Origin of the sequence: Gordonia sp. NPDC127522 (assembly GCF_042672305.1) — a bacterium.
Taxonomy (GTDB): Bacteria; Actinomycetota; Actinomycetes; order Mycobacteriales; family Mycobacteriaceae; genus Gordonia; species Gordonia hongkongensis.
This window is the reverse complement of sequence record NZ_JBHXVK010000009.1, coordinates 47547-72102: the sequence shown is the minus strand read 5'-3', so window position 1 is coordinate 72102 and position 24556 is coordinate 47547. Positions and strand designations below refer to the sequence as shown.

Annotated in this window: 27 protein-coding genes; 12 read left to right on the top strand and 15 right to left on the bottom strand. The window is 66.5% G+C overall.

Annotated elements, in window-relative coordinates:
* Nucleotides 1-9 precede the first annotated feature (9 nt).
* Nucleotides 10-1053 carry an NAD(P)-dependent alcohol dehydrogenase gene (locus ACFVHY_RS15665; RefSeq protein WP_390273404.1) on the bottom strand — a complete coding sequence of 348 codons (1044 nt, stop codon included), beginning with the start codon at nucleotides 1051-1053 and terminating at the stop codon, nucleotides 10-12.
* A 251-nt stretch (nucleotides 1054-1304) separates the two neighbouring features.
* Here ACFVHY_RS15665 and ACFVHY_RS15660 point away from each other — a divergent pair, with 251 nt between their 5' ends.
* On the top strand, nucleotides 1305-1433 hold the full coding sequence (locus ACFVHY_RS15660; protein ID WP_390273402.1) for a hypothetical protein: 129 nt from the start codon (nucleotides 1305-1307) through the stop codon (nucleotides 1431-1433).
* 21 nt (nucleotides 1434-1454) lie between these two features.
* Here ACFVHY_RS15660 and ACFVHY_RS15655 read toward each other — a convergent pair whose 3' ends face one another.
* The 4 genes from ACFVHY_RS15655 to ACFVHY_RS15640 all read right to left on the bottom strand — a co-directional run bounded on the left by ACFVHY_RS15655 (nucleotide 1455) and on the right by ACFVHY_RS15640 (nucleotide 4298).
* Nucleotides 1455-1826 carry a TraR/DksA family transcriptional regulator gene (locus ACFVHY_RS15655; RefSeq protein ID WP_390273400.1) on the bottom strand — a complete coding sequence of 124 codons (372 nt, stop codon included), beginning with the start codon at nucleotides 1824-1826 and terminating at the stop codon, nucleotides 1455-1457.
* Nucleotides 1827-1852: 26 nt separating this feature from the next.
* Nucleotides 1853-3361: a YdiU family protein gene (locus ACFVHY_RS15650; protein ID WP_390273398.1), complete on the bottom strand. Its 1509-nt coding sequence runs from the start codon at nucleotides 3359-3361 to the stop codon at nucleotides 1853-1855.
* A gap of 89 nt (nucleotides 3362-3450) precedes the next feature.
* Complete coding sequence (locus ACFVHY_RS15645; protein WP_068972513.1) at nucleotides 3451-3654, bottom strand: zinc-ribbon domain-containing protein; 204 nt, start codon at nucleotides 3652-3654, stop codon at nucleotides 3451-3453.
* A gap of 56 nt (nucleotides 3655-3710) precedes the next feature.
* Entirely contained in the window at nucleotides 3711-4298 is a 588-nt protein-coding gene (locus tag ACFVHY_RS15640; protein ID WP_390273570.1) for a GNAT family N-acetyltransferase, read from the bottom strand.
* A gap of 94 nt (nucleotides 4299-4392) precedes the next feature.
* On the opposite strand from ACFVHY_RS15640, the gene ACFVHY_RS15635 reads away from it, so the two are divergent.
* Nucleotides 4393-5184, top strand: a complete 792-nt coding sequence (locus tag ACFVHY_RS15635) for a DUF1542 domain-containing protein (protein WP_390273396.1) — start codon at nucleotides 4393-4395, stop codon at nucleotides 5182-5184.
* A gap of 40 nt (nucleotides 5185-5224) precedes the next feature.
* On the opposite strand, the gene ACFVHY_RS15630 is transcribed toward ACFVHY_RS15635, so the two are convergent.
* Entirely contained in the window at nucleotides 5225-6064 is an 840-nt protein-coding gene (locus ACFVHY_RS15630) for a helix-turn-helix transcriptional regulator (RefSeq protein ID WP_390273394.1), read from the bottom strand.
* Nucleotides 6065-6180: 116 nt separating this feature from the next.
* Between ACFVHY_RS15630 and ACFVHY_RS15625 the strand changes: the two genes are divergently transcribed.
* The gene (locus ACFVHY_RS15625) at nucleotides 6181-7122 is read left to right on the top strand and encodes an SDR family oxidoreductase (RefSeq protein ID WP_390273392.1); all 942 of its coding nucleotides are present in this window, start codon (nucleotides 6181-6183) and stop codon (nucleotides 7120-7122) included.
* A gap of 132 nt (nucleotides 7123-7254) precedes the next feature.
* Here ACFVHY_RS15625 and ACFVHY_RS15620 read toward each other — a convergent pair whose 3' ends face one another.
* Nucleotides 7255-7398, bottom strand: coding sequence for a hypothetical protein (locus tag ACFVHY_RS15620; RefSeq protein ID WP_390273390.1), 144 nt, complete (start codon nucleotides 7396-7398; stop codon nucleotides 7255-7257).
* A gap of 202 nt (nucleotides 7399-7600) precedes the next feature.
* Here ACFVHY_RS15620 and ACFVHY_RS15615 point away from each other — a divergent pair, with 202 nt between their 5' ends.
* A complete protein-coding gene (locus ACFVHY_RS15615) occupies nucleotides 7601-8395 on the top strand; it encodes a DUF6319 family protein (RefSeq protein ID WP_390273388.1) in 795 nt (264 codons plus the stop codon).
* A 149-nt stretch (nucleotides 8396-8544) separates the two neighbouring features.
* Here ACFVHY_RS15615 and rsgA read toward each other — a convergent pair whose 3' ends face one another.
* Entirely contained in the window at nucleotides 8545-9672 is a 1128-nt protein-coding gene (gene rsgA / locus ACFVHY_RS15610) for a ribosome small subunit-dependent GTPase A (protein ID WP_390273386.1), read from the bottom strand.
* 275 nt (nucleotides 9673-9947) lie between these two features.
* Here rsgA and ACFVHY_RS15605 point away from each other — a divergent pair, with 275 nt between their 5' ends.
* Together ACFVHY_RS15605 and ACFVHY_RS15600 are read left to right on the top strand one after the other, a co-directional pair.
* Nucleotides 9948-10595, top strand: a complete 648-nt coding sequence (locus ACFVHY_RS15605) for a TetR/AcrR family transcriptional regulator (RefSeq protein WP_390273384.1) — start codon at nucleotides 9948-9950, stop codon at nucleotides 10593-10595.
* Nucleotides 10592-11875: a glycosyltransferase gene (locus ACFVHY_RS15600; protein ID WP_390273382.1), complete on the top strand. Its 1284-nt coding sequence runs from the start codon at nucleotides 10592-10594 to the stop codon at nucleotides 11873-11875. Before ACFVHY_RS15605 ends, ACFVHY_RS15600 begins: the two co-directional genes overlap by 4 nt.
* Nucleotides 11876-11955: 80 nt before the next feature.
* On the opposite strand, the gene ACFVHY_RS15595 is transcribed toward ACFVHY_RS15600, so the two are convergent.
* A complete protein-coding gene (locus ACFVHY_RS15595; protein ID WP_390273380.1) occupies nucleotides 11956-14439 on the bottom strand; it encodes an ATP-binding protein in 2484 nt (827 codons plus the stop codon).
* A 188-nt stretch (nucleotides 14440-14627) separates the two neighbouring features.
* Between ACFVHY_RS15595 and ACFVHY_RS15590 the strand changes: the two genes are divergently transcribed.
* Both ACFVHY_RS15590 and ACFVHY_RS15585 read left to right on the top strand, forming a co-directional pair.
* Nucleotides 14628-15446, top strand: coding sequence for a class I SAM-dependent methyltransferase (locus tag ACFVHY_RS15590; RefSeq protein WP_390273378.1), 819 nt, complete (start codon nucleotides 14628-14630; stop codon nucleotides 15444-15446).
* Nucleotides 15443-15967 (top strand): hypothetical protein, encoded by a 525-nt coding sequence (locus tag ACFVHY_RS15585; protein WP_390273376.1) that lies wholly within the window; start codon nucleotides 15443-15445, stop codon nucleotides 15965-15967. Before ACFVHY_RS15590 ends, ACFVHY_RS15585 begins: the two co-directional genes overlap by 4 nt.
* Before the next feature lie 58 nt (nucleotides 15968-16025).
* Here ACFVHY_RS15585 and ACFVHY_RS15580 read toward each other — a convergent pair whose 3' ends face one another.
* On the bottom strand, nucleotides 16026-17828 hold the full coding sequence (locus ACFVHY_RS15580; protein WP_390273374.1) for an ABC transporter ATP-binding protein: 1803 nt from the start codon (nucleotides 17826-17828) through the stop codon (nucleotides 16026-16028).
* A 94-nt stretch (nucleotides 17829-17922) separates the two neighbouring features.
* Between ACFVHY_RS15580 and ACFVHY_RS15575 the strand changes: the two genes are divergently transcribed.
* Together ACFVHY_RS15575 and ACFVHY_RS15570 are read left to right on the top strand one after the other, a co-directional pair.
* On the top strand, nucleotides 17923-18300 hold the full coding sequence (locus ACFVHY_RS15575) for a hypothetical protein (protein WP_390273371.1): 378 nt from the start codon (nucleotides 17923-17925) through the stop codon (nucleotides 18298-18300).
* A 131-nt stretch (nucleotides 18301-18431) separates the two neighbouring features.
* Nucleotides 18432-18776, top strand: coding sequence for a hypothetical protein (locus tag ACFVHY_RS15570; protein WP_390273368.1), 345 nt, complete (start codon nucleotides 18432-18434; stop codon nucleotides 18774-18776).
* A gap of 104 nt (nucleotides 18777-18880) precedes the next feature.
* Here ACFVHY_RS15570 and ACFVHY_RS15565 read toward each other — a convergent pair whose 3' ends face one another.
* Entirely contained in the window at nucleotides 18881-19468 is a 588-nt protein-coding gene (locus ACFVHY_RS15565; RefSeq protein ID WP_390273568.1) for a hypothetical protein, read from the bottom strand.
* A 237-nt stretch (nucleotides 19469-19705) separates the two neighbouring features.
* Between ACFVHY_RS15565 and ACFVHY_RS15560 the strand changes: the two genes are divergently transcribed.
* A complete protein-coding gene (locus ACFVHY_RS15560; protein ID WP_390273365.1) occupies nucleotides 19706-20650 on the top strand; it encodes an NADP-dependent oxidoreductase in 945 nt (314 codons plus the stop codon).
* 133 nt (nucleotides 20651-20783) lie between these two features.
* On the opposite strand, the gene ACFVHY_RS15555 is transcribed toward ACFVHY_RS15560, so the two are convergent.
* Nucleotides 20784-21287, bottom strand: a complete 504-nt coding sequence (locus tag ACFVHY_RS15555) for a hypothetical protein (protein ID WP_390273363.1) — start codon at nucleotides 21285-21287, stop codon at nucleotides 20784-20786.
* Between ACFVHY_RS15555 and ACFVHY_RS15550 the strand changes: the two genes are divergently transcribed.
* The gene (locus ACFVHY_RS15550; protein WP_390273361.1) at nucleotides 21286-21570 is read left to right on the top strand and encodes a hypothetical protein; all 285 of its coding nucleotides are present in this window, start codon (nucleotides 21286-21288) and stop codon (nucleotides 21568-21570) included. The genes ACFVHY_RS15555 and ACFVHY_RS15550 overlap by 2 nt on opposite strands.
* Nucleotides 21571-21631: 61 nt before the next feature.
* Here the strand turns inward: ACFVHY_RS15550 and ACFVHY_RS15545 are convergent, their stop codons facing one another.
* The 3 genes from ACFVHY_RS15545 to ACFVHY_RS15535 form a co-directional block, all read right to left on the bottom strand.
* On the bottom strand, nucleotides 21632-22837 hold the full coding sequence (locus tag ACFVHY_RS15545) for an amidase family protein (protein WP_390273358.1): 1206 nt from the start codon (nucleotides 22835-22837) through the stop codon (nucleotides 21632-21634).
* A 731-nt stretch (nucleotides 22838-23568) separates the two neighbouring features.
* Entirely contained in the window at nucleotides 23569-24189 is a 621-nt protein-coding gene (locus ACFVHY_RS15540) for a TetR family transcriptional regulator (protein ID WP_390273356.1), read from the bottom strand.
* Nucleotides 24186-24362, bottom strand: coding sequence for a hypothetical protein (locus ACFVHY_RS15535; RefSeq protein WP_390273353.1), 177 nt, complete (start codon nucleotides 24360-24362; stop codon nucleotides 24186-24188). Before ACFVHY_RS15535 ends, ACFVHY_RS15540 begins: the two co-directional genes overlap by 4 nt.
* Nucleotides 24363-24556 lie beyond the last annotated feature (194 nt).

Here is a 24556-nt window from a genome sequence, read left to right as displayed (position 1 = left end):
GCTCCGAGGTCAGTCGGGGACGACGACCGCCCGGCCACGCAGTTCGTTCGAGGCCAACCGACGGTAGGCCTCGAGCCCGTCGTCGAGGGAGAACTTCTCGACGGCGACCTCCAGGACACCGTCGCGCGCGAGGTCGAGGACCTCGATCAGTTCGTGCCGCGCACCCCAGTACGGCGCCCGGACCGACACCTCGTAGGGCTGGGTGAAGAAGCCGACCTTCGCCGCGGCGACACCGTCACCGATGCCGACGATCACGACGTCGCCCAATGTGCCGACGATTCCCATCGCGGTGTCGATGGTCGGCTGCAAGCCGACGAAGTCGAATACCGCGGTGGCGCCGTCGTTTCCGGTGATCTTCCGGACATTCGCCACGGCGTCGGCATCGCTGAGAACGGTCTCGTGAGCGCCCACCTCGCGTGCGAACGCGAGCTTGTCCTCGCTGAGGTCGAGGGCGATGATGCGCGCCGGGGTCAGATGGCGCAACAGCTGAATCCCGATGTGCCCCAACCCGCCCGCGCCGATGACAACTGCCGTTGTGCCGCCGACGAGCTTCGGCAGCGATGCTTTGATCGCGTGATACGGAGTGAGTCCGGCGTCCGTGAGCGGCACCGCGGCGATCGGGTCGAGATCACCGAGCGGAACGAGGTGCCGGGCGTCGTCGACGATCATGTAGTCGGCCATCGCGCCTTCGTTGCCGAGCCCGGGTGGAGTGATTCCGAGTTCGGCCGCACGACTGCAGTAGTTCTCGAACCCACGTGAGCAGAAGTGACAGACCCCGCAACCCCAGGGGCCGTAGACCGCCACCGCGGTTCCCTCGGTCAGCGACGTCACACCGCTTCCGATCTCGGCGACCACACCGGCTCCCTCGTGCCCGAGCGTCATGGGTAACGGATAGGGAAAACCCTCGGCGGGCATGTTGAGCACGAAATCGTCGGAGTGGCACGCACCGGCTGCAGTCACCTTCAACAACACCTGGCCGGGGCCGGGTGTCGGCTTGTCGACCTCGCGGAGTTCGGGCGGACTTCCTGGCTTGACGATCTGGATGGCTTTCATGCCGGACACCTCTCGGTTCGAGTCGTTTGCGTGCTCTCCCGCCCTCCGGTCTACCCGCGTATGGCGATACGCGCATACGTCGGCGGCAAACCAGACGCGAATTCCTGCGGAACCCCGGCACAGGTGGACAATGCCGACCAGAAGCCGGGACGGACCACGGAGTTCGATGTCGCGGCGCGTCGGGCGTGTCGACGGGTGCGTCAAACATCCTGTGGCAGAGTCGATCAGCCGAGACGACGGCCGGAGATCCATTGGTCTTCGATTTGGACGAGACGTTTCGCGACGACGACGCCCTCGATCACCACCGGCAGCGGATGGCCGGCAGCGTCTGGGGACGAGTCACCGCGGGTATCGAACGCCGGTACGTCCAGCACTCGTGATCCAGTCGTTGCGACTGCGGGTCACCATCGTCGCGACTGATTCCGAGCGGCGCACCGCACACACTGCCGGGTGGCCGGCAGGACTTCGAGGCGCTCGGACCCGATGGGTTCGCCACAGTCCTCGCACCGGCCGTAGGCACCCGCGCCGACCCGGTCCAGGGCGGCACCGATCTCGTCGAGCCGGACTCGCGACCGTTCCAGCTGGGCAACCAGATGGCCGCGTTCCACCGCCAGAGTCGAACCCTCCGGATCGTGCTCGTCGTCGGCCGCCGCGTCGCTGGTCGCCTCGAGTACCGCGGCCAGCCGGGACGACAACGATTCGATCAGCGCGGCGGTTCGTTCCCGTTCTGCGAGGAGCGCATCCCGCGACTCGTCATCGTGGCTCGAGGTCACCGTGGGGCCCACCGACGTCGTCTCGATCAGGTGCCGCAGAAGGTCTGGAAGCTGTCGCTGAACGCCTGCGGGGCCGGCGCCGCGTAGTGAGCCCATTCGGTGCGGCGTTCGAACGGATGCGTGACGGGATCCATCAGCCGCGTGAACGGTTCCGGATCGCCGTCGGTCGCGGCGCGCAAAGCGGCGTCGACCTGATGGTTGCGCGGGATGTACACCGGGTTCACGGTATCCATCGTCTCGGCGACCGCAGCGGGCTCACGACCGAGACGGGCGAGTTCACGGCGCCATCGTTCCAGCCACGGACCGATCTGCTCGCGCGGCATGAGGCTGATGATCGGGACCTGATCTCCGCGGAGTTCGTCGGCCAGCGCCCGGAAGGTGCCTGTCCAGTCCGCGCGATGATTCCGCATCAGGGTCAACAGGTCGGCGACCAGTTCGGGTTCGGAAAACGCCTCTGTCAGACCGATCTTCGACGCCATGCCGGTGGCGAAATGGTGTTCGTACCGCGCCTCGTAGGTGGCTAGCACGTCCGACGCCCCAGCGATCGCCTCATCGGGTGTCGGGGCCATGAGCCTGAGCAGGGTTTCGGCGAACCGCGCCAGATTCCACTTCAGGACGGCGGGCTGATTCCCGTATGCGTATCGGCCCGCGTGATCGATCGAGCTGAACACCGCCGACGGGTCGAAGGCGTCGAGGAAGGCGCAGGGCCCGTAGTCGATGGTCTCACCCGAGATCGTCGTGTTGTCGGTGTTCATCACGCCGTGCACGAACCCCACCAGCATCCACTGGGCCACCAGTGCGGCCTGACGTTCGAGTACGGCTTCGAAGAACGCGAGATACCGGTTGCCGTCGCCGGCCTCCGACGCTTTCGCGAGCTCCGGGTAGTGACGGCTGATCGCGTAGTCGGCGAGTTGTTGCGTCAGGTCGGTGTTCCGAATTGCGTACTCGAAGGTGCCGACACGGAGATGGCTGGCTGCGATCCGCGCCAACACCGCGCCGGGCTCGGCCCCGGTGCGCTGGATGTCTCGCCCGGTGGCCACGACCGACAGCGAACGCGTGGTGGGGATCCCCAGGGCGTGCATGGCCTCGCTGATCAGATACTCGCGCAGCATCGGCCCGACCACCGCGAATCCGTCGCCACCTCGGGAGAACGGAGTACGCCCAGAACCCTTGAGCTGTAGATCGACTCGTCGACCGCCGCGGTCGATCAGCTCCCCGAGCAGCAACGCCCGGCCGTCCCCGAGAAGCGGTGTGTAACCGCCGAATTGATGCCCCGAGTAGGCGGTGGCGACAGGGACGGCATCGGCGGGCGCGGCCGCACCCGACAGAAGTGCGACACCGTCGTCGGATGTCAGTGCCGCGATGTCGAGGCCCAGGTCGTCGGCGAGTGACTCGTTGACGACGAGCAGTCGGGGGTCAGGCGTCTCGGCACCCTGCCACGGCACGGTGAAGGGCGTCAGCTCGTCGACGAAGGTGCGCTCGAAGCCGGTGATCGCGGCGCTCGTGCGGGCGGGAGTATCGGGAGAGACGGACACCCCTCGAGGGTAACCAGTTTCCGGACCGGTAAACCGGCTGCGCAGACGGGGCGAGGAGGAGTGTCCACCTCACTCGCCCCGGACGGCGATCAGGCCGCCAGCGCCGCGCCGCAGATGCCGCAGGCCTCGAAGTTGCGCCGATTCCACCGGGCGATCGGGATGAAGAACACGCTGAACTGGCTGTATTCACGCATCCGCGCCCACTGGGTGGTGTTGTGGCAGCGGGGACAGGTGCGGGTCTGACCCGCACCGAGATGCTTCTGCCTACGGCCATATCCGAACAAGAAGAACACGCCGCCATCGTAGAGTTCGCGGCTCGCGGCGGCCGGTCATGCGCCGCGGTAGTCGATCACGGGCGGCGGACCATGAGGTCGTTCTCGGCTGTGAAACCGCATTGTTCGTACAGATCTGTCGATGCTTCGGTCGGGTTGAGCAGCACCTTCGCGTATCCACGGCCGTCCGCGGTAGCGACGGTGTGCCGGACCAGTTCACGTCCGATCCCGGAACCGCGGAATGCCGGGCGGACGTACAGATGACCGAGATAACCCCATCGGTCGCCGGCGCCCTGCCGGGGATTCGGCATCCGGGCGTGTTCGGTCAAGCACACCATTCCCACAGTCATGTCGTCCGTGCCCGCAGTCCAGACCGTTCGTCGCTCATCCTCCAACCAACTCGCAACCGCGGCGGCGAAGGCGGTATCGCCGAGCCACGGCCCGACGGAGCGATCGTCTTCGTACGCCCACTCCCAGCGGAGCTCGGCCACATGGTGAGAGTTCTGCGAAGGTTGAATTCGTACCGCGTGTCGACCGGTCACCCACCCAGGGTGACCGATGACGGTCGGCGGCTGCGCGTGCGACACCGCAGAAACTCCGCGACCACCGCCGGCCTCGCGGAGAATGGACGAGGCCGGAGGTGCTCGCCATCTGTCGACACGCATCGGGTCGGCGGGCATCGGTACGCTCGATGGTGTCCGTTTTGTCGGCCTGACGTCACCGCCACCGGGCTGCGGACTCGCGAAACCGGAGGGAAGCATGGAAGCACTGATCCTGATCGCCGTCATCGTCGTGATCGTCGTCGGGGTGGTGGTGTTCGCCCAACAGCGCTCCGGCGCCAACGCGGCCCGCACCCTCGAGGACGCGAAAGCCGACGCACGACAGGTGATCGAACGTCTGGGCGGCCAGGTGTTCATGCTGGTCGGCGACGGCTCGGCATCGAAACAGGCGCTGGCCGACGCGGGGGAGCGATATACCGCGGCCGGGTCTCAGATCGAGCAGGCCAATTCGCCGGTGCAGGCGCGGCTGGCCAAACAGACTGCGATCGAGGGGCTCTACTACATCCGTGCGGCTCGGGCCGCCATGGACCTCGACCCCGGTCCGGCGATCCCCGAGCTCGACGGGCAGAAGAGTGCCGGTGCGGTCACCGAGGACCGGACCGTGGAGTTCGAGGGACGAAAGGTCGCCGCATCGCCCAACCCGTCGGAGCAGACGCCCAACTACTATCCCGGTGGCCGCGTCGCCGGCAGGCCGGTGCCCGCCGGCTGGTACTCCGAGCCGTGGTGGAAACCGGCTCTGGTCGCCGGCGCCTGGGGACTCGGATCGATGTTCCTGTTCTCGGCGATGTTCTCCGGCATGGCGGGCGTTCCCTACGACGCGCAGTCCTTCGAGAGTGGCGCCGGCGACGGTTCCGACGGTGGCGCCCTGGAAAGCGGTGACTCCGGCGACTTCGGCGGTGGTGACTCCGGCGACTTCGGCGGGGGAGATTTCGGTGGCGGCGACTTCGGCGGGGGAGGCGACTTCGGCGGTGGCGACTTCGGGGGGTTCTGAGCGGCCGCCCGCCGAATGACTCGGCTTCGCTTGCGGGGTGTCAGGTCGCCGTGGGTGCCGCGACGACGGACAGCAACCGGAGCTTCTCGGCACTCGCACTGCCCGGAGTCGCGGTGTAGACGAGCAGCGAATGCGAACACCGCGGGTCGACCAAGATCTGGCAACTCAGCTCGATCAATCCCACGTCGGGGTGCACGTACCTCTTGATTTCGCGAGGAGCTATACCCACTTCATGCCGTGCCCAGATGTCGCGGAATTCCTCGCTCTCGCCTGTGAGCCGTTCCGCGAGCGACGCCGCATACGACTGCGGGCCTCGTAGCGCAGCGACTCCCCGTAGTCCGGATACGTACATCCGTGAATAGAAGTCGTGGTCGTCGGTCGGATGCAATTGGCGAGCCCGCGGATCGGTGAACCACCGATAGCCGACGCTCCGCGCCGGCCCGTCGAACCGCATGAGGTCGCCGACCAAAGCCACCCCGAGTCGGTTCTGACGCAACGTCTCACCGAGTTCGGTGAGGATCTCGGCCGGGGTGTCGGCGAGTCGGTCGAAGATCCGCATCATGCCCGGGGCGATGTGCTCGCGGTCGGGTCCGCGCACGGGCGGCCGGTGGCCGGCGAGGTGGAACAGGTGGTCTCGCTCCTCGACGGAGAGGTGGAGGCCCTGTGCGATGGCGGCCACCATCTGTGGCGACGGCTGCGGGCCGCGCTCACGTTCGAGTCGCGAGTAGTAGTCGGCGGACATGTGACACAGGGCAGCCACCTCTTCGCGACGGAGTCCACCGGTGCGACGGCGCTGCCCGCGAGGCAGTCCGACGTCCTCGGGCTGAAGGGCGGCACGCCGCACCCGAAGGAAGTCAGCGAGACCGGGTCGATCGATCATTCGGCCATTCTTGCGCGCTCGGAACCGCGGAGCCACGGATCGACAGGCCGTGGATAACGGTGCGGACCGACACAAGACTGGAAGCGAGAACATTCCGAGTCTGTCAGGAGCTCCGCATGACACGAAACAGCAGATACAGCCTGTCCATCCCCGATCTCACGGGCCGTCGAGCGGTGGTGACCGGCGCGAGTGACGGCATCGGGTGGGAGATCGCGAACGCGCTCGCCGGCGCCGGTGCGGAAGTGGTCGTGCCGGTGCGTGATCCGGACAAGGGGGCGAGGGCGGTCGAGCGCATTCGCGATCGTCACCCCGCCGCCACACTGACGATGGAGGACGTCGACCTCTCATCGATGGCATCGGTCAGGGCGCTCGCCGGCAGGCTCCGGGCGGACGGTACACCGATCGACATCCTGATCAACAACGCCGGCATCATGACTCCGCCGAAACGCCTGACCACCGGCGATGGATTCGAGGTCCAGTTCGGCACCAACCACCTCGGACACTTCGCCCTGACCGTCGCGGTGCTGCCGCTGCTCCGGTCCGGGAAGGCACGGGTGGTCTCGCAGACGAGCATCGCGGCAAAGCGAGGCTCGATCAATTGGGATGATCTGAACTGGGAGCGCCACTACGACGCAATGAAGGCCTACCGCCAGTCCAAGATCGCGTGCGCGCTGTTCGGACTCGAACTCGGACGCCGAAGTCGCGCTGCCGGTTGGGATGTGACGAGCGTGATCTCGCATCCGGGGGTCGCCCCGACCAGCCTTCTCGCCGCTCGTCCTGAGGTCGGCAGGACCGCGCCGACGAGCGGCCGGCGGGTGATCGAGTGGATGTCGCGGCACGGTGTCGGTGTGGGCACCGTCGAAACCGCTGCCCTCCCAGCCCTGATGGCGGCGACGCAGCCGGAGACGCCCGATGATGCATTCTTCGGACCACGGTGGCCCGGTGACGCCGGCGGACCGCCCGGATCACGGCAACCCTGGCAACCGTTCCGTGATCGCGAAGCGGCATCGCGTCTGTGGGAGGTGTCCGAACAGCTGACCCGGGTGACGGCGGGCTGAAGACAGGCCTCCTCGCGCCAGGGTGCGTTCGCCGTGTGGTGTGTGCCACCTGCGGACCGAAGTCGACGCAGGTGACACACCGGCAATGAGCACTTGTGGTGCTCTCCACTCGAAGTCTGAGGGACGTCAGGTTCAGGGGAAGAGCGTCAGGAATGTCGCTGCCGAGGTAGCGCACAGCAGCGCCGCGATCGTGACGCCGGCATAAGCGTGATCGGCAATCGGGGTCTCGCGTGCCTTGCCCGACGATGTGCGTGTCGGGGTGCTGGCCTCTGTCACAAGTTGTCCCTCCGAAGACTCGTTACCGTCCCCGAGAACATTAGGGCCGCGAACGTTCCGCCGAGACCCGGCGGCGACGTTCGAGGCCACACCGATGCACTGGGTCACGAAACGATAACGGTCGCAAGTACTAGGTTTGAACTGCGCGAACGGTGAAGCGCCGACGGCTCGACTCAGTGATGAGTACCGGTGATTCGCACGCATGTGCGACAATGGCGCGGTGAGTTCACAGACGAGGGCCGGCTTGAGTCCCGACGACCTGGAGTCGCTGTCCGCGGCACTCGCGGCCGGTAAGCGAGCCACGGTCTATCTGCGCGATGCGATGCCATCGCTGAACCTGGAGGCCGGCGCCTCGGCGCGAGTCGTGTCGATCGACGGGTCGACAGTGACGGTGAGCCCGAGGGGCGTCGACGACCAGTTGCCGTTCGAAGCCGACGAACTGCGGCGAAGCCGACCGGCCGCCGCCGCCACTACGACGACTGCGGTTCGTCGACGCACACCGGAACCAGCGCCCCCGAAACCACAACCGACGTCGTCATCGAAAACAGATGTCGGGGAATCGACTTCCGCACGCCCACCCCGTAAGACGCGTCCCGAGACGGATGCCCCGCCGAGGGCGGCGGAGTCGACCCCGCCGAGGGCGGCGGAGTCGGCGCCGGCGCCTGTGACGACCAGGCCGGCGCGAAAGGCCAAGGCGCCGAGCGCGCCGACCACGGTCACGATCACCGCGGCGGGGGAGAGCACGTGGACGCTGTCGGTAGCGGTCGGAACCAGAAAGCTGGGGAAACCCGTCGAAGTCACCGCTGACCGGGTGGCCCGGGCAATGCGGGAACTCGATGACGAGACCGCGATCGCCGCGGTCGACGCCGTCATCGACTCGGCCCGAACGGCCGCGCAACGCCGCATCGACGAACTCAGTCAGGAACTCGAAGCCGCGCGGGCCGCGCTGGCCAACCTCGACGGGTCCGTCGACGACCAGCGCGGCCTCGCTCGCTGAGGAGCGCCCGGAGCTTGCGGAGGGCGACCCACCCTGCTCCCTGAGCTGAGGAGCGCCCGGAGCTTGCGGAGGGCGCGGGCGGATTCAACCAACCCCTGCTCCCTGAGGAGCGCCCGGAGCTTGCGGAGGGCGCGTCACGAAGGGCCCCGTCAGGCCTGCCGGTCCCGGAACCGGTACATCGCGCGAATGTCTCTCGTGATCGCTTTGTCCCGCTTGCTCCGTTTGCTCGCCTGTCGGGCGTCGCCCCGAGCGGCCGACCACTCACTTTCCCTCAGCAGCTTGCGATAGCGTTCCAGACGGCCGGCGTCGAGCCGGCCGGCCCGGATGGCCTCCTGCACGGCACATCTCGGCTCACTGCGGTGTTCGCAATCGCGAAACGCGCACTCACGAGCCAGCTCTTCGATGTCGGCGAACGTTCGTCCGGCCGCCTCTGCGACATCCTGCACCCCGATCCCACGCAAGCCAGGTGTGTCGATGAGTACCTTGCCTCCCGGCAGAGGCAGCAGCTCGCGGTGCGCCGTCGTGTGTCGGCCCTTTCCGTCGACCGCCCGAATCTCGTTAGCCGCCATCTGTTCACGACCGAGCAGTGCGTTGGCCAGGCTCGACTTGCCGGCCCCGGACGAGCCCAACAGGACGGCTGTGCCGGTCATGGTGGACTCGAGGAGATCAACGCCTGCGCCGGTGATCGTGCTCGTCGTCACGATGTCGGCGCCCGGAGCAACCGCGGCGACTACAGCCTCGCCCGGAAGAGGATCGTCAACCAGATCCGACTTGGTCAACGCGATTATCGGTCGGGTGCCGGCGTCGTAGGCCAACGTCAGCAGGCGTTCGACGCGACCGACATTCACCCTGTTCGCGACCGACACCGCGATGATCACCGTGTCGACGTTGGCGGCGAGCACCTGCCGTTCCGACGTCCGATCCGAACTCGCGCGCGCGATTGCCGTCCGACGCGGCAACAGGTGCATGATCCGGGCCTGCCCGTCGTCTCGGCGCAGCACCACCCAATCGCCGGTGCACACGGTCTGTTCGCGCTCCGCGGTGCGCCCGACACCGCGGATGGCGCGGACCGGACCAGATGCGGTGATGGTGTCGCACCCGCCGCGATCCACCCGCACGACGCGAGCTGGTAGCTCGTCGTCGGACGCGCGGTCGGTGTACAGGGTCGAGAAATGCTCGTCCCAGCCGAGAGCGGCGAGCTCGACGGGGAAGGACGAATTACTTGCAGAATTCACTGTTGGGGACTTTCGAGGAATGCCCGCCACCCCAGGAGTCATCCGACTCGCAACTCAGTCGTTTGTGCGAGAACGGTTTTCGAGGATCAGCAACGGGCTGGAGGTACAGGGATGGTTCGGATGCTGACGATGCCAGCGATCTCGACGGCAACCATCGACTCACCTCCAGGTCTCGTGCTGCCCCCACCGGACAGCGCGGCTCACGCTAACACCGTTTGGATATGCCCACCACTCCTTTTCTGGCTCATGCGGCCTGCGACCGCCCTCGAGACGGCTCGATGCTGGACGGTCTCGACCGATCGGTCTAATATCAGACCATGCGGTCTAAGAGCGGATCCGGCGCCCGGACCTTCGCCGATGAGGCACGTCGGAAGCAGATAGTCGCCTGTGCGATGGACCTGATTGCCGACGTCGGTTACCCGCGTGCGTCGTTGGCGAAGATCGCCGAGCGCGCCGATATAGCGAAGAGCGTTGTGCTGTATCACTTTCGAGACAAGGACGAGTTGGTTTCCGCGGTGGTTGAGACAGTGTTCACCACATCTGCGAACATCATGGTCCCGCGAATTCTCTCGGCCTCGGGTGCACGCGACCGTCTCCGGGCCTACATCGAGTCGAACGGCGAGTTCCTCGACGCTCATCGACGGCCGGCCATCGCGCTCTACGAGATCTCGACGAGCTATCGGGACAGGAAAGGTCGTCGATTCGATGAGGCCATCCAGGCATCTGTCGACGACATCGGCGTTCCCGAGCAGTTCGCTCTGCTCGATCCGTTGTCGATCCTGAGGTCAGGCATCCAAGACGGCGACTTCGTCACCGACGTGGACCCGATCGTCCTGAAGAACCTCATCCGATCGGCGCTCGACGGCGCCGTCGCCGAGCTCGCGCGAGACGCCACCTATGACGTGACCGCCCACACCTCCGCCCTGTCGAAGCTCGTCCTATCCGCGATCGGAGCACCACCATGAATCCACGAATCACCATCCTGGCGTTCGGAACCCGAGGCGACGTCGCTCCGTTGACCGGTGTGGCAACCGGCCTGCGTGACCGCCTCGGCGCCACCGTGACGATCGCTGCGCAACATCCATACGAACAGATGGTCACCCGGGCCGGCCACACCTTTCGGCTGCTGCCGCGAGACACCGAGGCAGACACCCGATCCTCGACCTACGGCCAGGCAATGATCGATGGGCACCGTCTCAAACCGTCGAGAGACGCGATCAAGGGGATGCGCGACGACCTGGCGGGTGTCGGCGAGGCCATGGCCGTGGCGGCAGAAGACGCGGATCTGCTCCTCTGCGGGGGTCCCGTCGGCACTCTGCTCGGGTGGCATGTCGCCGAGGCAGTGGGGTGCCGGAGCGCCGCCCTCGTCCTTCAACCCTCGAGTCCGACCGGCGATTTCGCACCTCCTGCGCTCGGAGTCCGATCCTACGGGCGGCTCGGGAATCGAACGGCGTGGCGCGTGGCTGCGGCCGGCGAAGAGCTCTTCGCACCGCTCATCAACGACCTCCGAAAGACACTGGGCCTCGCTCACGAGTCGCGGCCGGGCCCGCGGCGCAGGAGGCAACAGTCGTGGACTCAGCTGTGCGGATTCAGCGAGAGCGTCGTCCCGCGACCCCGGGATTGGCCTGACAACGTGCACGTCACCGGATACTGGTGGCCGACAGACGATCGGTCCGACGAACCTCCCGCGGGTCTGGTCGACTTCCTCGCGGACGGGCCGCCTCCGGTGTACGTCGGGCTGGGTAGCACGGCGATCAGCGACGGCGAGCGGATCAGTGAGATTGTTCGCGACGCATTGCGGTCCAGCGGACTTCGCGGCATCGTCCACCGAGGATGGGCGCACCTGGACGGTGGTTCCGACGACACCGTGCACACCGTCGACGACATTCCCCACTCGTGGCTGCTCCCGCAGACCGCGGCCGCAGTCCACCACTGCGGCGCCGGAACCACAGCCGCCACACTGCGAGCCGGCATCCCGACCGTGGCTCTACCCGGCATCATGGACCAGCCGTTCTGGGCGAGCCGTCTCCGACGAATCGGTGTCGCGCCCGATCCCATTCCCCGTACCAGCGTCACGGTGGAGAACCTGACTGCTGCGCTGCGGAAAGTCGCAGAGGTCGAAGCCGACCGGTCGGGTTTCCGGAATCGCGCGAACACGATCTCGCGGGACATAACCGCTGAGAACGGCGTCGTGCGCGCGTGCCAGATCGTCGAGGACCTGTTGAGCGCGCCGACGCCGGTCTGACGCGCACCGACCCGATCTCGCGGACCTCATCCGTTTGACGCCGTGCCCGGATCCCGGGTTAGACATCCAACGGGTTCGCGCTACCGCAGTCCCAACTCGACGCCCTGCGCGAGCACCTCACGCCGCGAGGTCATACCCAGCTTCGCCAGGACCGCGGACACGTGATGGTCCGCGGTTTTCGACGAGATGTACAGCCGCTTGGCGATCTCCGAATTCGACAGTCCCTCCGCCACCAGGCGGGCGACTTCGAGTTGCCTGTTCGTCAGGCCACCGGGGTTCACGCGTGTCGTGGGCCGAGGGCGCTGCGGGACGGTGGCGCAACCCCGTTCGCGCATCAACGCACGCGCACGATCGGCGGTGCCCGCGGCGCCGAGTCCGTCGAGCATCGTCACACCACGGGCCGGTTCGTCGGAATCCAACCAGCACATCGCCGATGCGAACGGATCACCCGCGTCCGACCACCAGCGCGCGGCGTCGGCGTGCCGACCGTCGAGCGACAATCGGTACGGCGCCGCGATCGGACCGGTCTGCGTCGCCATGCCCAGCCGGGCGCGCCAGACTGCGAGACTTCCCGAGCCCCACTCTGTTCCGTCGTCGTCGAGAGTTCGTGCCGCGATGACCCTGGCGTCCTCGGTCCCGGTCATCCAACTGATCTCCGCCAGGGCGGTCAGGACCGCGAGCCGTCGGAGGGGTTCGTCGATCTGGTTGGCGAGAGTCCAGGCGTTCTCGATCTCGTCGGTGTCGAACGACGCGCCGCATCGGAGCGGCACCAGCACGGTGACCAGGAGCGGCCACAGCGTGGCGATCGGCATCCCGTCGGCGTCGATGACCGCCCCGGCGTCCTCGAGGGCTCCGTTCCAGTGTCCGCGGGTCAGATGCAGGCGACTCCGCACCGCGGTCTGCCAGTGGCGACAGATCTGGATGTCGCGCTCCACCGTGAACGGGAGACCCGCGTCGAGGATCCGGTCGGCGGCCCGATACCTGCCCTGTTCGACATCGAGACTGGCCACCTGCGAGTACACCGTTGAGGCGAGTTCGTCGAAGCCGAGGGTGCGAGCGGTCTCCATGTGATCGAGAAGTCTGCTGCGAGAGTCGACTTCGCCGGCGGACAGCGCAGCCGAGTCGGATACGACCTGGTTCCACAGCCGCAGTTCCTCGTCGGATGCCGACGCGGTGTCGGCCAGCAGGGACGCCGTTCCCGACACGTCGCCCCGCATGAACGCGAGAAACGCGCGGTGGATCTGGGCCTCGCTGTACACCGTCGACGCCCCTGTCCCGTAGGCGATCTCCGCTGCACGACCCAGGTGCGATTCCGCGCTCTGCCGGTGCGCGCTGTAGTACTCGTAGACCCCGACGGCCACATGTGCCGTCGCCAACCCGGTGTCGTCACCCAGTTCGGTCCACAACGGAAAGGTCTCGTTCACACTGGCTATCGCATCGCGCAGTCGGCTGACCATGTACTGCTCGTTGGCCAGCGCCAACAACAGTTCGGCACGCTCGCGAACCGGAGCATTGACTTGGTGCTGCTTGGCGATCTCGTAGTACGCGACGGCCTCGGTGTGCGCTCCGCCGCGGATGGCGTCCTCGGCTGCGGCGCAGGCATGACGGACGGCGCGGTCGAAGTCCCGGGCGGCGACGGCGTGGTGGGTCAACACCGACGGGTGCACGGTGCCCAACTGCTCGAGTGCGTCCAAGAGCTGCGCGTGCAGATGGGCCACCCCACCCGGCGGGATCGTGGATTCGATTGCCCGACGGGCCAATTCGTGCCGGAAGACGATGCCGTCGGGCCCCCATTCCAGAAGTCCCGTGTCGGCGAGACGCTGCAGAGTGGGGTAACCGATCCGCAGGACCGGCAGCGCGGTGTCCGACACCCGTTCCGGCGACGCCGCAATCAGTTGGAGGGCTTCGAAATCGGCCGCGCTGACCTTGGTCGTCCGCGCCAGGACCGCATCGCGCACCGACGACGGGATCGGCAGGTCGGGTTCGCGGGAGACCTCGGTCGCGAAGTAGGGGTTACCTCCGGTCGCGGCATGGACCCGCACGGGATCGAGACCCGTACCCTCGACCAGTTCCGCGATCGCCGCGACACTGAGCGGCGGCAGCTCGATCCGGCACACGCCCTCGGCGAGTAGGGCACGCGCTGCCGCCTGGGGCTCGAGCTCTCGATGCGTCAGGAGCAGAACGATCGGCATCGACTCGATGCGTCGACACAGGAACCTCAGTACATCGGTCGACGCGGCGTCGACCCAGTGCAGATCCTCGACCACGAGAAGCGTCGGTGCAGCCCCCAGATGAGCGAAGGCGGCTTCGCAGACGTCGGCGAGCATCATCGGTTCCACACCGATGCCCAGGTCTTTGACCGGACCCAGTGGACGTGGTGTGTCGAGGGGATCGCAGGCCACCCGCAGCACACGCACGTCCCGGGCGGTCGCACACACCTGCGCGATCAGCGTCGTCTTGCCGGCGCCGCTCTCTCCGGCGATGGAGAATGCCGAACCCACCGGCAACCGGTCAAATGCCGCGCTGATCTGCGACAACTGCTCGGTTCTCTCCAACAATCGCACCGTCCGAGTGTAGGCCGCCCGACGCTCGAATAGGTGGGTCCACCCATTCATGGGAAGGACGTTCGACGAAAGATGGGAGGTCCTCACCGATGCCGTCCGTATGCCCGGTGACCGACTGTTGTGGTGCGCCGGTACCGACAACGGTCACCGACGGCCAGTCGTCCCACCACACAGAAATGGACAATCCGATGACGACATCTCTCTCACCAGACCTGGTATCGCTGCGGGAGAAGCAGCAGAAGGTCTGGAGCAGCGGCGATTACAACCGTATCGCCGCGCTGACCGTGCCGGTCAACGAAGCGACCGTGGTCGCGGCATCGGTCATCCCCGGCGATCGTGTCCTCGACGTCGCGACCGGCACCGGCCACTCCGCGCTCGCCGCTGCCCGCCAGGGTGGCGACGTCACCGCGATCGACTACGTGCCGGCACTACTCGACATCGCCCGGGGTCGGGCAGCCGCAGAACATCTCGACGTCGACTTCGTGGAAGCCCCGGCCGAGGTCCTGCCGTTCGGCAACGCCGCGTTCGACACCGGTATCTCGTCGATCGGCATCATGTTCGCCGCCGATCACGAGCAGGCCGCGCGCGAATTGACCCGAGTCGTCCGCCCAGGCGGAAAGATCGTGGTCACGAGTTGGACCGCAGACGGTTTCGTCGGTGGAATGCTCGCCGCGGTCGGCCGCCACGTGACGCCGCCGCCGGGCGCGCGTCCCGCCACCCGGTGGGGCGACCAGCAGTACGTCGCATCGCTGTTCGGCGACCGTGTGCACGCGGTCGAGTCGCACACCGCCGTGCTGACCGTTCGGTTCGTAGACGCGGCCGCTTTCGCGGACCTGTTCCTCGGCTACTACGGTCCGACGTTCGCCGCGGCGTCGAAGCTCGACGAGGACGGCAAGCACGCACTGCGGGCCGATCTGATCTCCCTCGCCGAGTCTCGGCAGCAACCGGTCCCCGGCGGGATCTCCATCGACTGGGAGTACCGCGTCGTCGAGGCGGTGCGGTCATGATCGCGACCCGGAGTCGAGGCAAGGTCATCGCTCGTCTCGGCGCGACACTGTCGATCGCCGCGGCCATCGGCGTCGCCACGCCGCTCGCGACGACTGCTTCGGCAGCACCCGCCCGCACACCGGGCGCGACGCTGACGATCGTCGACCAGAACATCACCGGCGCCGGCAAGAACCGCATCATCATCCAGGGCCTGTATCCGATGACACGCGCGGACGCGGTCGGATTCGTCACCCACATCAACGATCGGGGTTGCGGTGGAATGCACTACATCGTGCTGGGCGACGACGGTCGGGAGCAGTACCTCTACGACCGCAACTTCCCGGGCACCTCGGTCGGGACCGAAGGGTTCCTCCGGGCTTCCGACCGCGGGCTCGAGTATCTCCGGGAGTTCGTCGTTCCGAGCTCGGTTCTCAACGAGGATCGCGATGGTGCCGACGAGGTCTTCACCCGGGTCCGTTTCACCGACGGCGACTGCCGGGCACGGGTCCAGACCACCAACGTGGTCGTCGGGCGGTTCTGACCCGACCCGCCGGCCCGACACCCGCCCACCCGGCCTGTGCCGGGTGGCGGGTGTCGGATCAACTCAGCTCGGCAGCATCCACGTCGGTGTCGATACGCATGGCGGCCACCAGTTCTCGATAGAGCTCATCGGTGGCGAGGAGGCTCCGATGGTTGCCGACCGCCCGCACCCGACCGGCTTCGAGGACGACGATCTGGTCGGCGTCCATGATCGTCGAGAGCCGATGCGCGATGGTGACGACGGCTCCGCGAGTGGCCTGTCGACGGATGCCCTCGGCCACGGCCGCCTCGGTCAATCCGTCGAGTTGCGCGGTCACCTCGTCGAGCAGGAGGAGTTCCGGGTCGACGACCAGCGCGCGGGCGAGCGCGATGCGTTGCCGTTCCCCGCCCGACAGCGTTGACGTGGTCACGTCGGTGAGTAGGCCGTCGGGCATGGAACGGACACGCTCATCCATCCGTACGGCCGACAGGGCGCGCCACACCTCGTCGTCTGTCGCCTCGGGCGCCGCGTAGACGAGGTTGTCGCGGACCGTTCCGGGGACCAGGGGCGTGTCCTGCTCCACGTAGGCGATGCGTGCTCGCAGGTCGTGGAGTGTCCACTGGTCGAGCGGTCGGCCGTCGAGCACGATCTCGCCGCGATCCGGTCGTAGGAACTTCAGGAAGAGGGAGAAGATGGTCGTCTTCCCGGCACCCGACGGTCCGACGATGGCAGTGTGTCCACGGCGCGGGATGGTCAGGTCTATGCCGTTGAGCGCAGCGGGGGAGTCTGGTGCGTAGCGGTACACCACGTCGTGCAGTTCGAGTGCCGACACGGTCCGATCGACATGAACCGGCGTGCTATTCGCCGCCACTTCGTCGTCGGATTCGGTTCGCAGGTCGGAGATCTCGGAGATCCGCGCAGCCGCGGCCAATCCCGACTGTAACGCCGTGACGCTCTGGGTGAGCAACGAGACCGGCATCATCAGTTGGAATCCGTAGAGCAGGAAGGCGATCAGAGTACTGACGGCCATCGAACCGTCGGCGACGCGCCAGGCCCCGAACGCCAGGACGACCATCACCGCCAGATTGATTCCGGACCCGGTGATCGTCCAGGCCCATGCTTCGATCCGCACGGCCCGGATTCCCTTGCTCGCCGACCGGTGCGCGAACTCTCCGATCCGGTCGGATTCCCGCGCCTCGGCCCGACTCGCCTTCACGGTGCGGATCGATCGAAGGATCCCCTCCAATCGGCCACCCAGGAAACCGATCTCGGCCTGCGCATCCTGCTGCGCCTTCGCCAGTCCCGGCATCAGCACGGCGGTGGCGATCCCGACCATGACCATGACGACCATCGTGGTCGCGAACAGCGGGAGGTCCAGAAACGCCATGAGTACCAGCGCGCCGATCATTCCGACGAAACCGTTGACACCGTTGACGATGCTCGACGTCGTCGCTTCGCGGATGAGCAGGGTGTCGGAGGTGACGCGCGCGACCATCTCGCCGCTCGACCTACGAGCGAGCTCGGGGACCTCGACGCGGAGCAGGTGACCGATCAGTCCGGTACGGGTGGCGAGGATGATGCGTTCGGCCAGGGTCCCCAGCATGATCGTCTGGATCAGACCGATCACCGACCCGGCGACGAGCAACACGGCCAGCACGGTGATCGGCGCCGCCAGGGATTCCGACACGGCGAGACCGTCGAGCACCCATTTCGTGACCAGCGGGGTCGCGAGTTCGGCAGCGGTGCCGAGCAACCCGAGGACGACGCCCACGGCAAGGACGCCCCGGTACGGACGCATGTAGTCCCAGAGGATCGCGAGTTTGGCGCGCATCGGCATATCCGGGGTCTGCCCGGGATCGGCCGCGGTTGTCGAAGTCGTCATGGTGTGACCCCTCCCGAGCGGAACATGCAAGCTCTACGATGGCACACTGCACCGCCATTTCCCCGACCGCCAGTCACTGATCGATGCCGCCCTGATGGAGGCGAGCACCATCCTCGACCGACAGTCGAAGGAAGCGGTGGACGGCTGCGAATCGGCTCGCGCAGAACTGGAGTCGTTGATGCGCGTCATCATCGGCATCGGCGAGATCATCATGTTCCTGTTCTCCGACCCGAACCGATTCGAGGGCAACCCGGAATGGTCTGAGGACGAAGACCAGATGCTCCCCGAGATCCTCACCCGGGCCCAGAAAGACGGTGCCATCGCCGCTGATCTCGAAACGAGATGGCTGGTGGGGGTGTTCTATTCACTCTGCTTCGTCGGCGCGGTGTCGATCAGCGGCGGGGAGATGTCGCGCCGCCGCGCCGCCGATGTCGCCATCCGGACCTTCTTCGCCGGCGTGTCCGCCGACTGAGAACACACCGCTCGCGTATGCGTTCGGTCGAGAAAATACGTCCGCTGCCGATGAGTTTTGTATCGGGGTGGTGTCAGACCCTGCACCTACCACCGATCGGATGAGACATTGGGCAGCGTGAACGTACTGGCGTGCGTGGCCGCAGCGGTCGCCGCGTTCCTGGTGAGCGGTATGTACTACGGCGTCGTGGGCGCGCCCGCCGCGGCGGAAGTACATCGACCCGCCTGGGCGACGCCGGTTGTCGAACTCTCCGCAACGCTCTGCTCGTACTCCTCGTCGCCGGTCTGGTCGCGCAACTCGATCCGGATGTCACCGGTGCACTTCTGCTTGCCGCGGGGCTGTTCCTCATCCCGTTGGTACTGTTCGCGGGCGCGGTCTTCCACGAGGGAACGGCTCTGTCCGCGGCAGCTGTACACCTCGGAGATTGGGTCCTGAAGCTGCTCATCCTCGTCCTGATCGTGTCGCTGTCACGGTGACAGTGGAATCGCTGTGGACCGCACAATCCCCGTTCGCTACTCCGTGAGGAGGATCGGGTGACGGTTGATCGCCTTTCGGATCACAACCGTCCTTTCCCGGAGAATCAGGCCGGCTCCAGGGCCCGCTTGGCCTTTTCCAGAGCGGCGAGCGTACGCAGCACCGAATCGCGCTTGGCGGTCAAGTCGCTCGCCTTGGCCTTGCCGCTCAGGCCGGAGTCCGTCTGCGCGACTGCCAGCCGTTCCTCGATCTCGGCGAGCTGCGCCAGCAAGGACTGCGCGCGGCTCATGAGCTCCTCATGGTCGGGTCGGGAGACGTCCGCAGGCCGGGCGCTTCCGGACCCGACGTTCGTGGCTTTGCGAGCAGTTCTGCTGCCGTCTTTGTTCGTGGTGGGGGACGCGGACCGTGTCACACCGCGCTGGCCGGACCGGACGCGCACTGGGGGCTGTGTGCGGGTCCGATTCAGCACTGCCCAGGCGTCACGGGCCGCCACCCGGTGCTCGCGTTCTTCGTCGTCGTCCGACGTCATCGACGCGCCCAAGGGGCGCAGACCATAGAAGCCCACGAACTCGCGGGCCGCCGCTATGGTCTGTTCTGCCGCGCGGCAGCGCCCGCACCGCGGTTCGCCGCGGAGTTCGGCGATGTCGTCGCCGGATGAGCACCACACGCAGGCGTGGGTAGTGGAGTCGGTCACGGTGGCGTCGGCAGCAGCGAAATTCACGGGTGAAAACACTACGGCACAATGTTTTTCATTCTGCGACCGGGCTTAGTCAAGCAGGCTCGGGCCGGGATTGCGCTGGTTGTTCCCGCGATGGACCACGTCCCGGCCTGCCGGATAACAACGCGTTCGGTACGCATCACGACGATGGGACGTCGGCGGGCATCGCAGAGCTGTTGGAATCATTCCGTGTAGCGACCCGTTGGTGCCACCATGCGAGCAATCACTTATGACCGATTCGGCGGTCCCGACGTCCTGGAACTGACCGACCTGCCCACGCCCAAGGTCGGACCCGACTCCGTGCTGGTGCGCGTCCGCGCCTCCAGTGTGAATCCCGTGGACTGGAAGGTTCGCGAGGGCTATCTCGCCGAGATCATGGACACCGTCTTCCCGGTGGTCCCGGGCTGGGACGTCGCGGGAGTGGTCGAGCAGGTCGGCCTGGACACACCTGAGTTCCAGGTCGGCGACGAAGTGTTCGGTTACGTCCGCAAGGACGTCGTCGGTGGGGAAGTGGCGGGCGGGACGTTCGCCGAGTTCGTCGCCGCTCCGGTGCGCACCCTGGCACACAAGCCGTCGAACTGGTCGTTCGAAGAGGCTGCAGCGCTCCCGCTGGCCGGTCTCACCGCTCTGCAGACCATCCGCCGGGCAGGAGTTCAGTCCGGAAACACCGTGCTGGTTCACGCCGCCGCGGGCGGAGTCGGATCGTTCGCCGTGCAGATCGCCCGGTCCCTGGGCGCACGCGTGATCGGGACGGCCTCGGAGTCGAACCACGACTATCTCCGCAGTCTGGGCGCCGAGCCCACGACGTATGGCGAGGGCCTCGCCGACCGAGTACGAGCACTCGAGCCGCAGGGTGTCGACGTCATCCTCGACTACGTGGGCGGCGACGCACTCGACTCGGTCGAGCACGTGTTGCGCGCCGGCGGCACGGTCGCCTCGATCACCGACGCGCGGGCGCGCGACGAGTTCGCCGGCCACTACGTGTGGGTGCGTCCCGACGCCGCGGATCTTGCTGAACTCGCCCGACTCGCCGACGCAGGCGATCTCACGCCGGAGATCGCCGAAGTGTTCGATCTCGCTGATGCCTCCGACGCGCACGAGCGGAGCCAGTCCGGTCACGTGCGCGGCAAGGTCGTCATACGCGTCGCGAGCGAATGACAGCACGGGTCATCTAGTCGAGGTTCGCAGTTGCCGGCAGATGGGTTCGACCTCGCCGGGCGCTCGCAGTCGGTCACGCGCGAAGCCGTCGTCCAAGGCGACCGGCGGATCGCGGTCACCGTGCGACCACCGATCAAGGCATCTCCATCGTCTGGGCGCGACGAATCTCGTCCACAGCCCGGGTCACGTACTCCATCGGGTCGACCTCGACACGTGCCGTGAGGTCGGCGATGACCACCAGGGCAGCGGCGGTGGTCTCCGCATCCGGTAGGCCAGCGGACGGCAGCGCATCGGCGTCGGCGGTGTCGCCCACTCCCAACGCGCCGGTCAGCACGAGGGCTACCGCTGCGGGGCTGACGGCGGGAGTCCATGAGGCGGCGGCACGGCTGGTGCTGGTCATCACCTCGGACACATCATCGCCGGTCAGCCCATCTGGGAACACGGTCTCGAGAAGTTCGCGCAGCATGAGCGCATGCACTTCCCGCGACTCGGGGTGCAACGCGAGAAGGTCGGTCGCGGCACCGAACTCCTCGGAGTCGTGGGCGCGCGCCGCGCGGATGGCTTCCGCGGTGGTCTGCACGACCTTGTCCGCTATCGGCGACCGCTCGGACCGTGAGCGTGACTGGTTGTGAGGCATGGAACAACTCTCCCTTTATGTCTCTCTGGAGCTCGTCAAAGGAAACGCAACCCCAGTGGGCCAGTACGGTGGTCACGTCGGGTTCGTTCACGTACTACCTTCCGACGTGGCCAAAGAGGTTACGGAAGACATTGTCATGGTCGAGCCGATCGCCGAGACCGACATCATCGAGGCAGTGCCGTACTCGAGCGCAGACTACGCCAATGAGTTTCTCCGCCGGACGCAGGAATTCATGGTCGCCCTCGCTGACGAGGGTCTGGGACTGGTCTACACAATTCGATGAGGCGACCAGTTGCCTAGCCCAACCGCGACCGAGCCCTCCGTACCCAGCGATCTCCCTACAATCAGGCGACGGGAAGCGACGCCAGGGTGACGTCCGACCCGCGCGGTCCGACTGCACACAGACCCACCGGCGGGCCGGACACCGGCAACGGACTGCTCACCGCAGGACGGCCGGTGATGCCGGCAAGGCACGTCAGTTGGAATGTCCGTGCTCGAGTGTCTTCGATGACAGACCCTCCGAGGGCCGCGCTCGTTCGCGTGGGAGCGGTCGACGATGCCGACGGCAGGAGAAGGATGGCATCACCGAGCGAATCGTTGATCCGGCCGCGCGCCGTGGTGAGAACCCTGTCGGCCACGGCGAGGTCTGCTGAGGTGACCTTCGATGCCGTCTCGAACCTCGAGCGCACATCGGAATTGAGGGAATCCCAATGTCGCGAAACCCAGGCCCCGTGTGCTTGCCACGCCTCCCATCCCTGGCGAGCCTGAAAAGCCTTGACCCACAGCGGCAGGACACCGGTATCAAATGCGATCTTGCGTAGCGGCACCTGAGCACCCAGTTGTCTGATCCCGGCGCGAATAGCCGCGGCCACATCAGGACTCGCGAGCTGGATGATGTCCTCCGAGTAAATCAGCGAGAGGTCCACTGAAGCGGGAAGACCGGGCACGAGAACGCCTGTGGTGGCGATTAGATCGGCGCGCGATCGGGTCATCCATCCCACGGTGTCGAATGACGGGGCGAGCGGGAGCAAGCCGTCACGGGATACGGAGCCGTGGGTGGTCCGGATCCCGTACAGACCCTGGTAGGACGACGGGATACGGATCGAACCGCCGGTGTCGGTACCCAGCCCGATGGTCGCTTGGCCCAGGGCGACAGCACTCGCCGACCCCGACGATGACCCTCCTGGAACCCTGTCCGGCGCTTTGGGATTCGGCGGAGATCCGTAGTGCCCGTTCGTGCCGGCCAGGCTGTAAGCGAATTCGTCGGTGCGACTGATACCGGCGATCGAAGCACCGGCGGCGAGCAATGCGGCGACCGAGGGTGCCGTACTCCGCTCAGGCCGTGACCGCCTCAGCCACTCCTCGTTGCCTGCACCCACGCGATGACCTTGGATCGCGTAGAGATCCTTCACTGCAATGGATTTGCCCGCGAGGATACCGACTCCCGTTGCGCGTACCAACGGTTCGCCGCGCTCGCGCCAGATCGTCGGATCGACGGGTATCGAGTTGTTTCCGGGAAGTGGCGCTGCAGAGGCGGATTGGGTCGTCACGAGGCCCGCCGCGCCCACCATGCAGACACCAGCAACCCCGAAGAAGCCTCGCCTCGACATATCGCGCATCAGCTATTCGCCCCCCCTTGTCCCAACCGCATTGTCACGCGAGGGGCGCCGACCACAGAGCAGTCGCGCAGTGTAAACCCTCGAGTCGTACGAATGTTAGGCGATCTAAGGGTAATCGGCGACCGGAGAAGTGGGCGAGCGCCGGCGATCAGTCGGTCACCTGGAGCACATGTGATTCGTCGCGTTCTCGAGAAGCGTTAGCCCAACGGTGAGTATGCAACGAGCGCTATAGGTGTCATCGCTGCGATGAAGGTTCCGGCGGCCATTGAGCCATTGAAAGCATGATTCGTCACGTGACATATTGCCGCCAGCGCGTGCTTACGCAGGCCGGTACGAGGAAGGGGCGCCGCCGACCGCGAACTCAGCACCGGCTCCGGTCGACGCCCGCCGCACATCGCTGAACGACCGGGGCGTCTCATTTGCCACGACGTACTCGTTGGCTCGAGCGGACGGCGCGGTGCGGTCGGAACAGACAGCGGCCTGGACGGTTGATAAAAACGGCCACGTAGCCGGAGACGGGACACAGCGACCCGCGAGTTCTTGGAGCCAAGAACGCCACGCGCTGTGACATGCACCCACCCGGCCGCGGTGCCGATAAGATGCATTATGTCAAGTAGATGGTTACACACCCATCTGATGTAACAACCCGCGCCGATCATCCACTACTGCGGGCCCTTGGGCACGACTCGCTCAGCCAGAGAGTCCAGAGCCATGTGGACAGCGGTCGTGGTTCGTCGGACGTCGCCGGTTGCCAGCAGGTCGAGGAGACCGCCACGGAGGACGGCGAGAACAGCCGTCCGTTCACTTTCGGCCGTCGACGTGTGCCGGACGCCTATCGGTTGCGCCTCGGCGAGCATCGTCAGCCAGTCGTCGACAGTCCCCTGCGCGAACAGGCTCCACGGGCCGTCGGGGTCGGTGAGCGCTCGACCGTACGCCTCGACCCACAATGCCAGTACCGGTCGTTGCGAAGGCGTGGACAGCCATTCCCACACCGCTCGTGCAACAGCGAAGATATCGCCTACAGCAGGCTGTTTCGCGACGACTACACGCCCCGCTATCGATTCCATCTGGTCGGCGCGAGCGTGCTGCAGCAGTGCCTCGATGAGTCCATCCTTGCTGCCGAACAAGTACAGCAGCACGCGCGGACTGGACCCGATCGCGGTCGCCAACGGTCGTAGCGACAGGGCCGCTGCCCCGTTGTCGACGATGTAGGCGTATGCGGCGTCGAGGAGCTGGACTCGACGGGCAGAGCCTGTCGCCAGCTCAGGCCGAGGCGCGCTCACAGAGTTCGTGACCAGGTCTGTTCGACCAGATCTTTTCCGAACAGGCGGCTCGACGACTCGGTGTCCAGCGCGAATCCGGCGTCAATATAGACGCGACGAGCCGAAGTCAGGGAGTCGACCGTCCAGAGTTCCATCCGCTCATAACCCGCTCGCCTGGCGAAATCGACGCTCATCGCGACCTCCGAATAAGCTCACTGAAACGACTGTTTCAGTACGGTAGCACGCGCTGCACGAATGGAGCCATGCGGCGGCGTTCCCCCCTTCTACGCAGGCGGCGACCACGCCATCGTTGCCCGGACGTACAGAGCCCTGGCTGTGGCGACGCGCAGCTCCGACGACTGCTACCTCGCGATCTAGGCCGGCTATT

Bases quoted from the DNA above. Each gene is read 5' to 3' on its own strand.
- ACFVHY_RS15615 (WP_390273388.1), top strand. From the start codon at position 7,601: ATGTGCGACAATGGCGCGGTGAGTTCACAGACGAGGGCCGGCTTGAGT.
- ACFVHY_RS15585 (WP_390273376.1), top strand. From the start codon at position 15,443: ATGATCGCGACCCGGAGTCGAGGCAAGGTCATCGCTCGTCTCGGCGCG.
- ACFVHY_RS15580 (WP_390273374.1), bottom strand. From the start codon at position 17,828: ATGACGACTTCGACAACCGCGGCCGATCCCGGGCAGACCCCGGATATG.
- ACFVHY_RS15630 (WP_390273394.1), bottom strand. From the start codon at position 6,064: ATGATCGATCGACCCGGTCTCGCTGACTTCCTTCGGGTGCGGCGTGCC.
- ACFVHY_RS15535 (WP_390273353.1), bottom strand. From the start codon at position 24,362: ATGAGCGTCGATTTCGCCAGGCGAGCGGGTTATGAGCGGATGGAACTC.
- ACFVHY_RS15555 (WP_390273363.1), bottom strand. From the start codon at position 21,287: ATGCCTCACAACCAGTCACGCTCACGGTCCGAGCGGTCGCCGATAGCG.
- ACFVHY_RS15590 (WP_390273378.1), top strand. From the start codon at position 14,628: ATGACGACATCTCTCTCACCAGACCTGGTATCGCTGCGGGAGAAGCAG.
- ACFVHY_RS15625 (WP_390273392.1), top strand. From the start codon at position 6,181: ATGACACGAAACAGCAGATACAGCCTGTCCATCCCCGATCTCACGGGC.
- ACFVHY_RS15600 (WP_390273382.1), top strand. From the start codon at position 10,592: ATGAATCCACGAATCACCATCCTGGCGTTCGGAACCCGAGGCGACGTC.
- ACFVHY_RS15605 (WP_390273384.1), top strand. From the start codon at position 9,948: ATGCGGTCTAAGAGCGGATCCGGCGCCCGGACCTTCGCCGATGAGGCA.
- ACFVHY_RS15560 (WP_390273365.1), top strand. From the start codon at position 19,706: ATGCGAGCAATCACTTATGACCGATTCGGCGGTCCCGACGTCCTGGAA.
- ACFVHY_RS15665 (WP_390273404.1), bottom strand. From the start codon at position 1,053: ATGAAAGCCATCCAGATCGTCAAGCCAGGAAGTCCGCCCGAACTCCGC.
- ACFVHY_RS15640 (WP_390273570.1), bottom strand. From the start codon at position 4,298: ATGCGTGTCGACAGATGGCGAGCACCTCCGGCCTCGTCCATTCTCCGC.
- ACFVHY_RS15550 (WP_390273361.1), top strand. From the start codon at position 21,286: ATGGAACAACTCTCCCTTTATGTCTCTCTGGAGCTCGTCAAAGGAAAC.
- ACFVHY_RS15635 (WP_390273396.1), top strand. From the start codon at position 4,393: ATGGAAGCACTGATCCTGATCGCCGTCATCGTCGTGATCGTCGTCGGG.
- ACFVHY_RS15575 (WP_390273371.1), top strand. From the start codon at position 17,923: ATGGAGGCGAGCACCATCCTCGACCGACAGTCGAAGGAAGCGGTGGAC.
- rsgA (WP_390273386.1), bottom strand. From the start codon at position 9,672: ATGACTCCTGGGGTGGCGGGCATTCCTCGAAAGTCCCCAACAGTGAAT.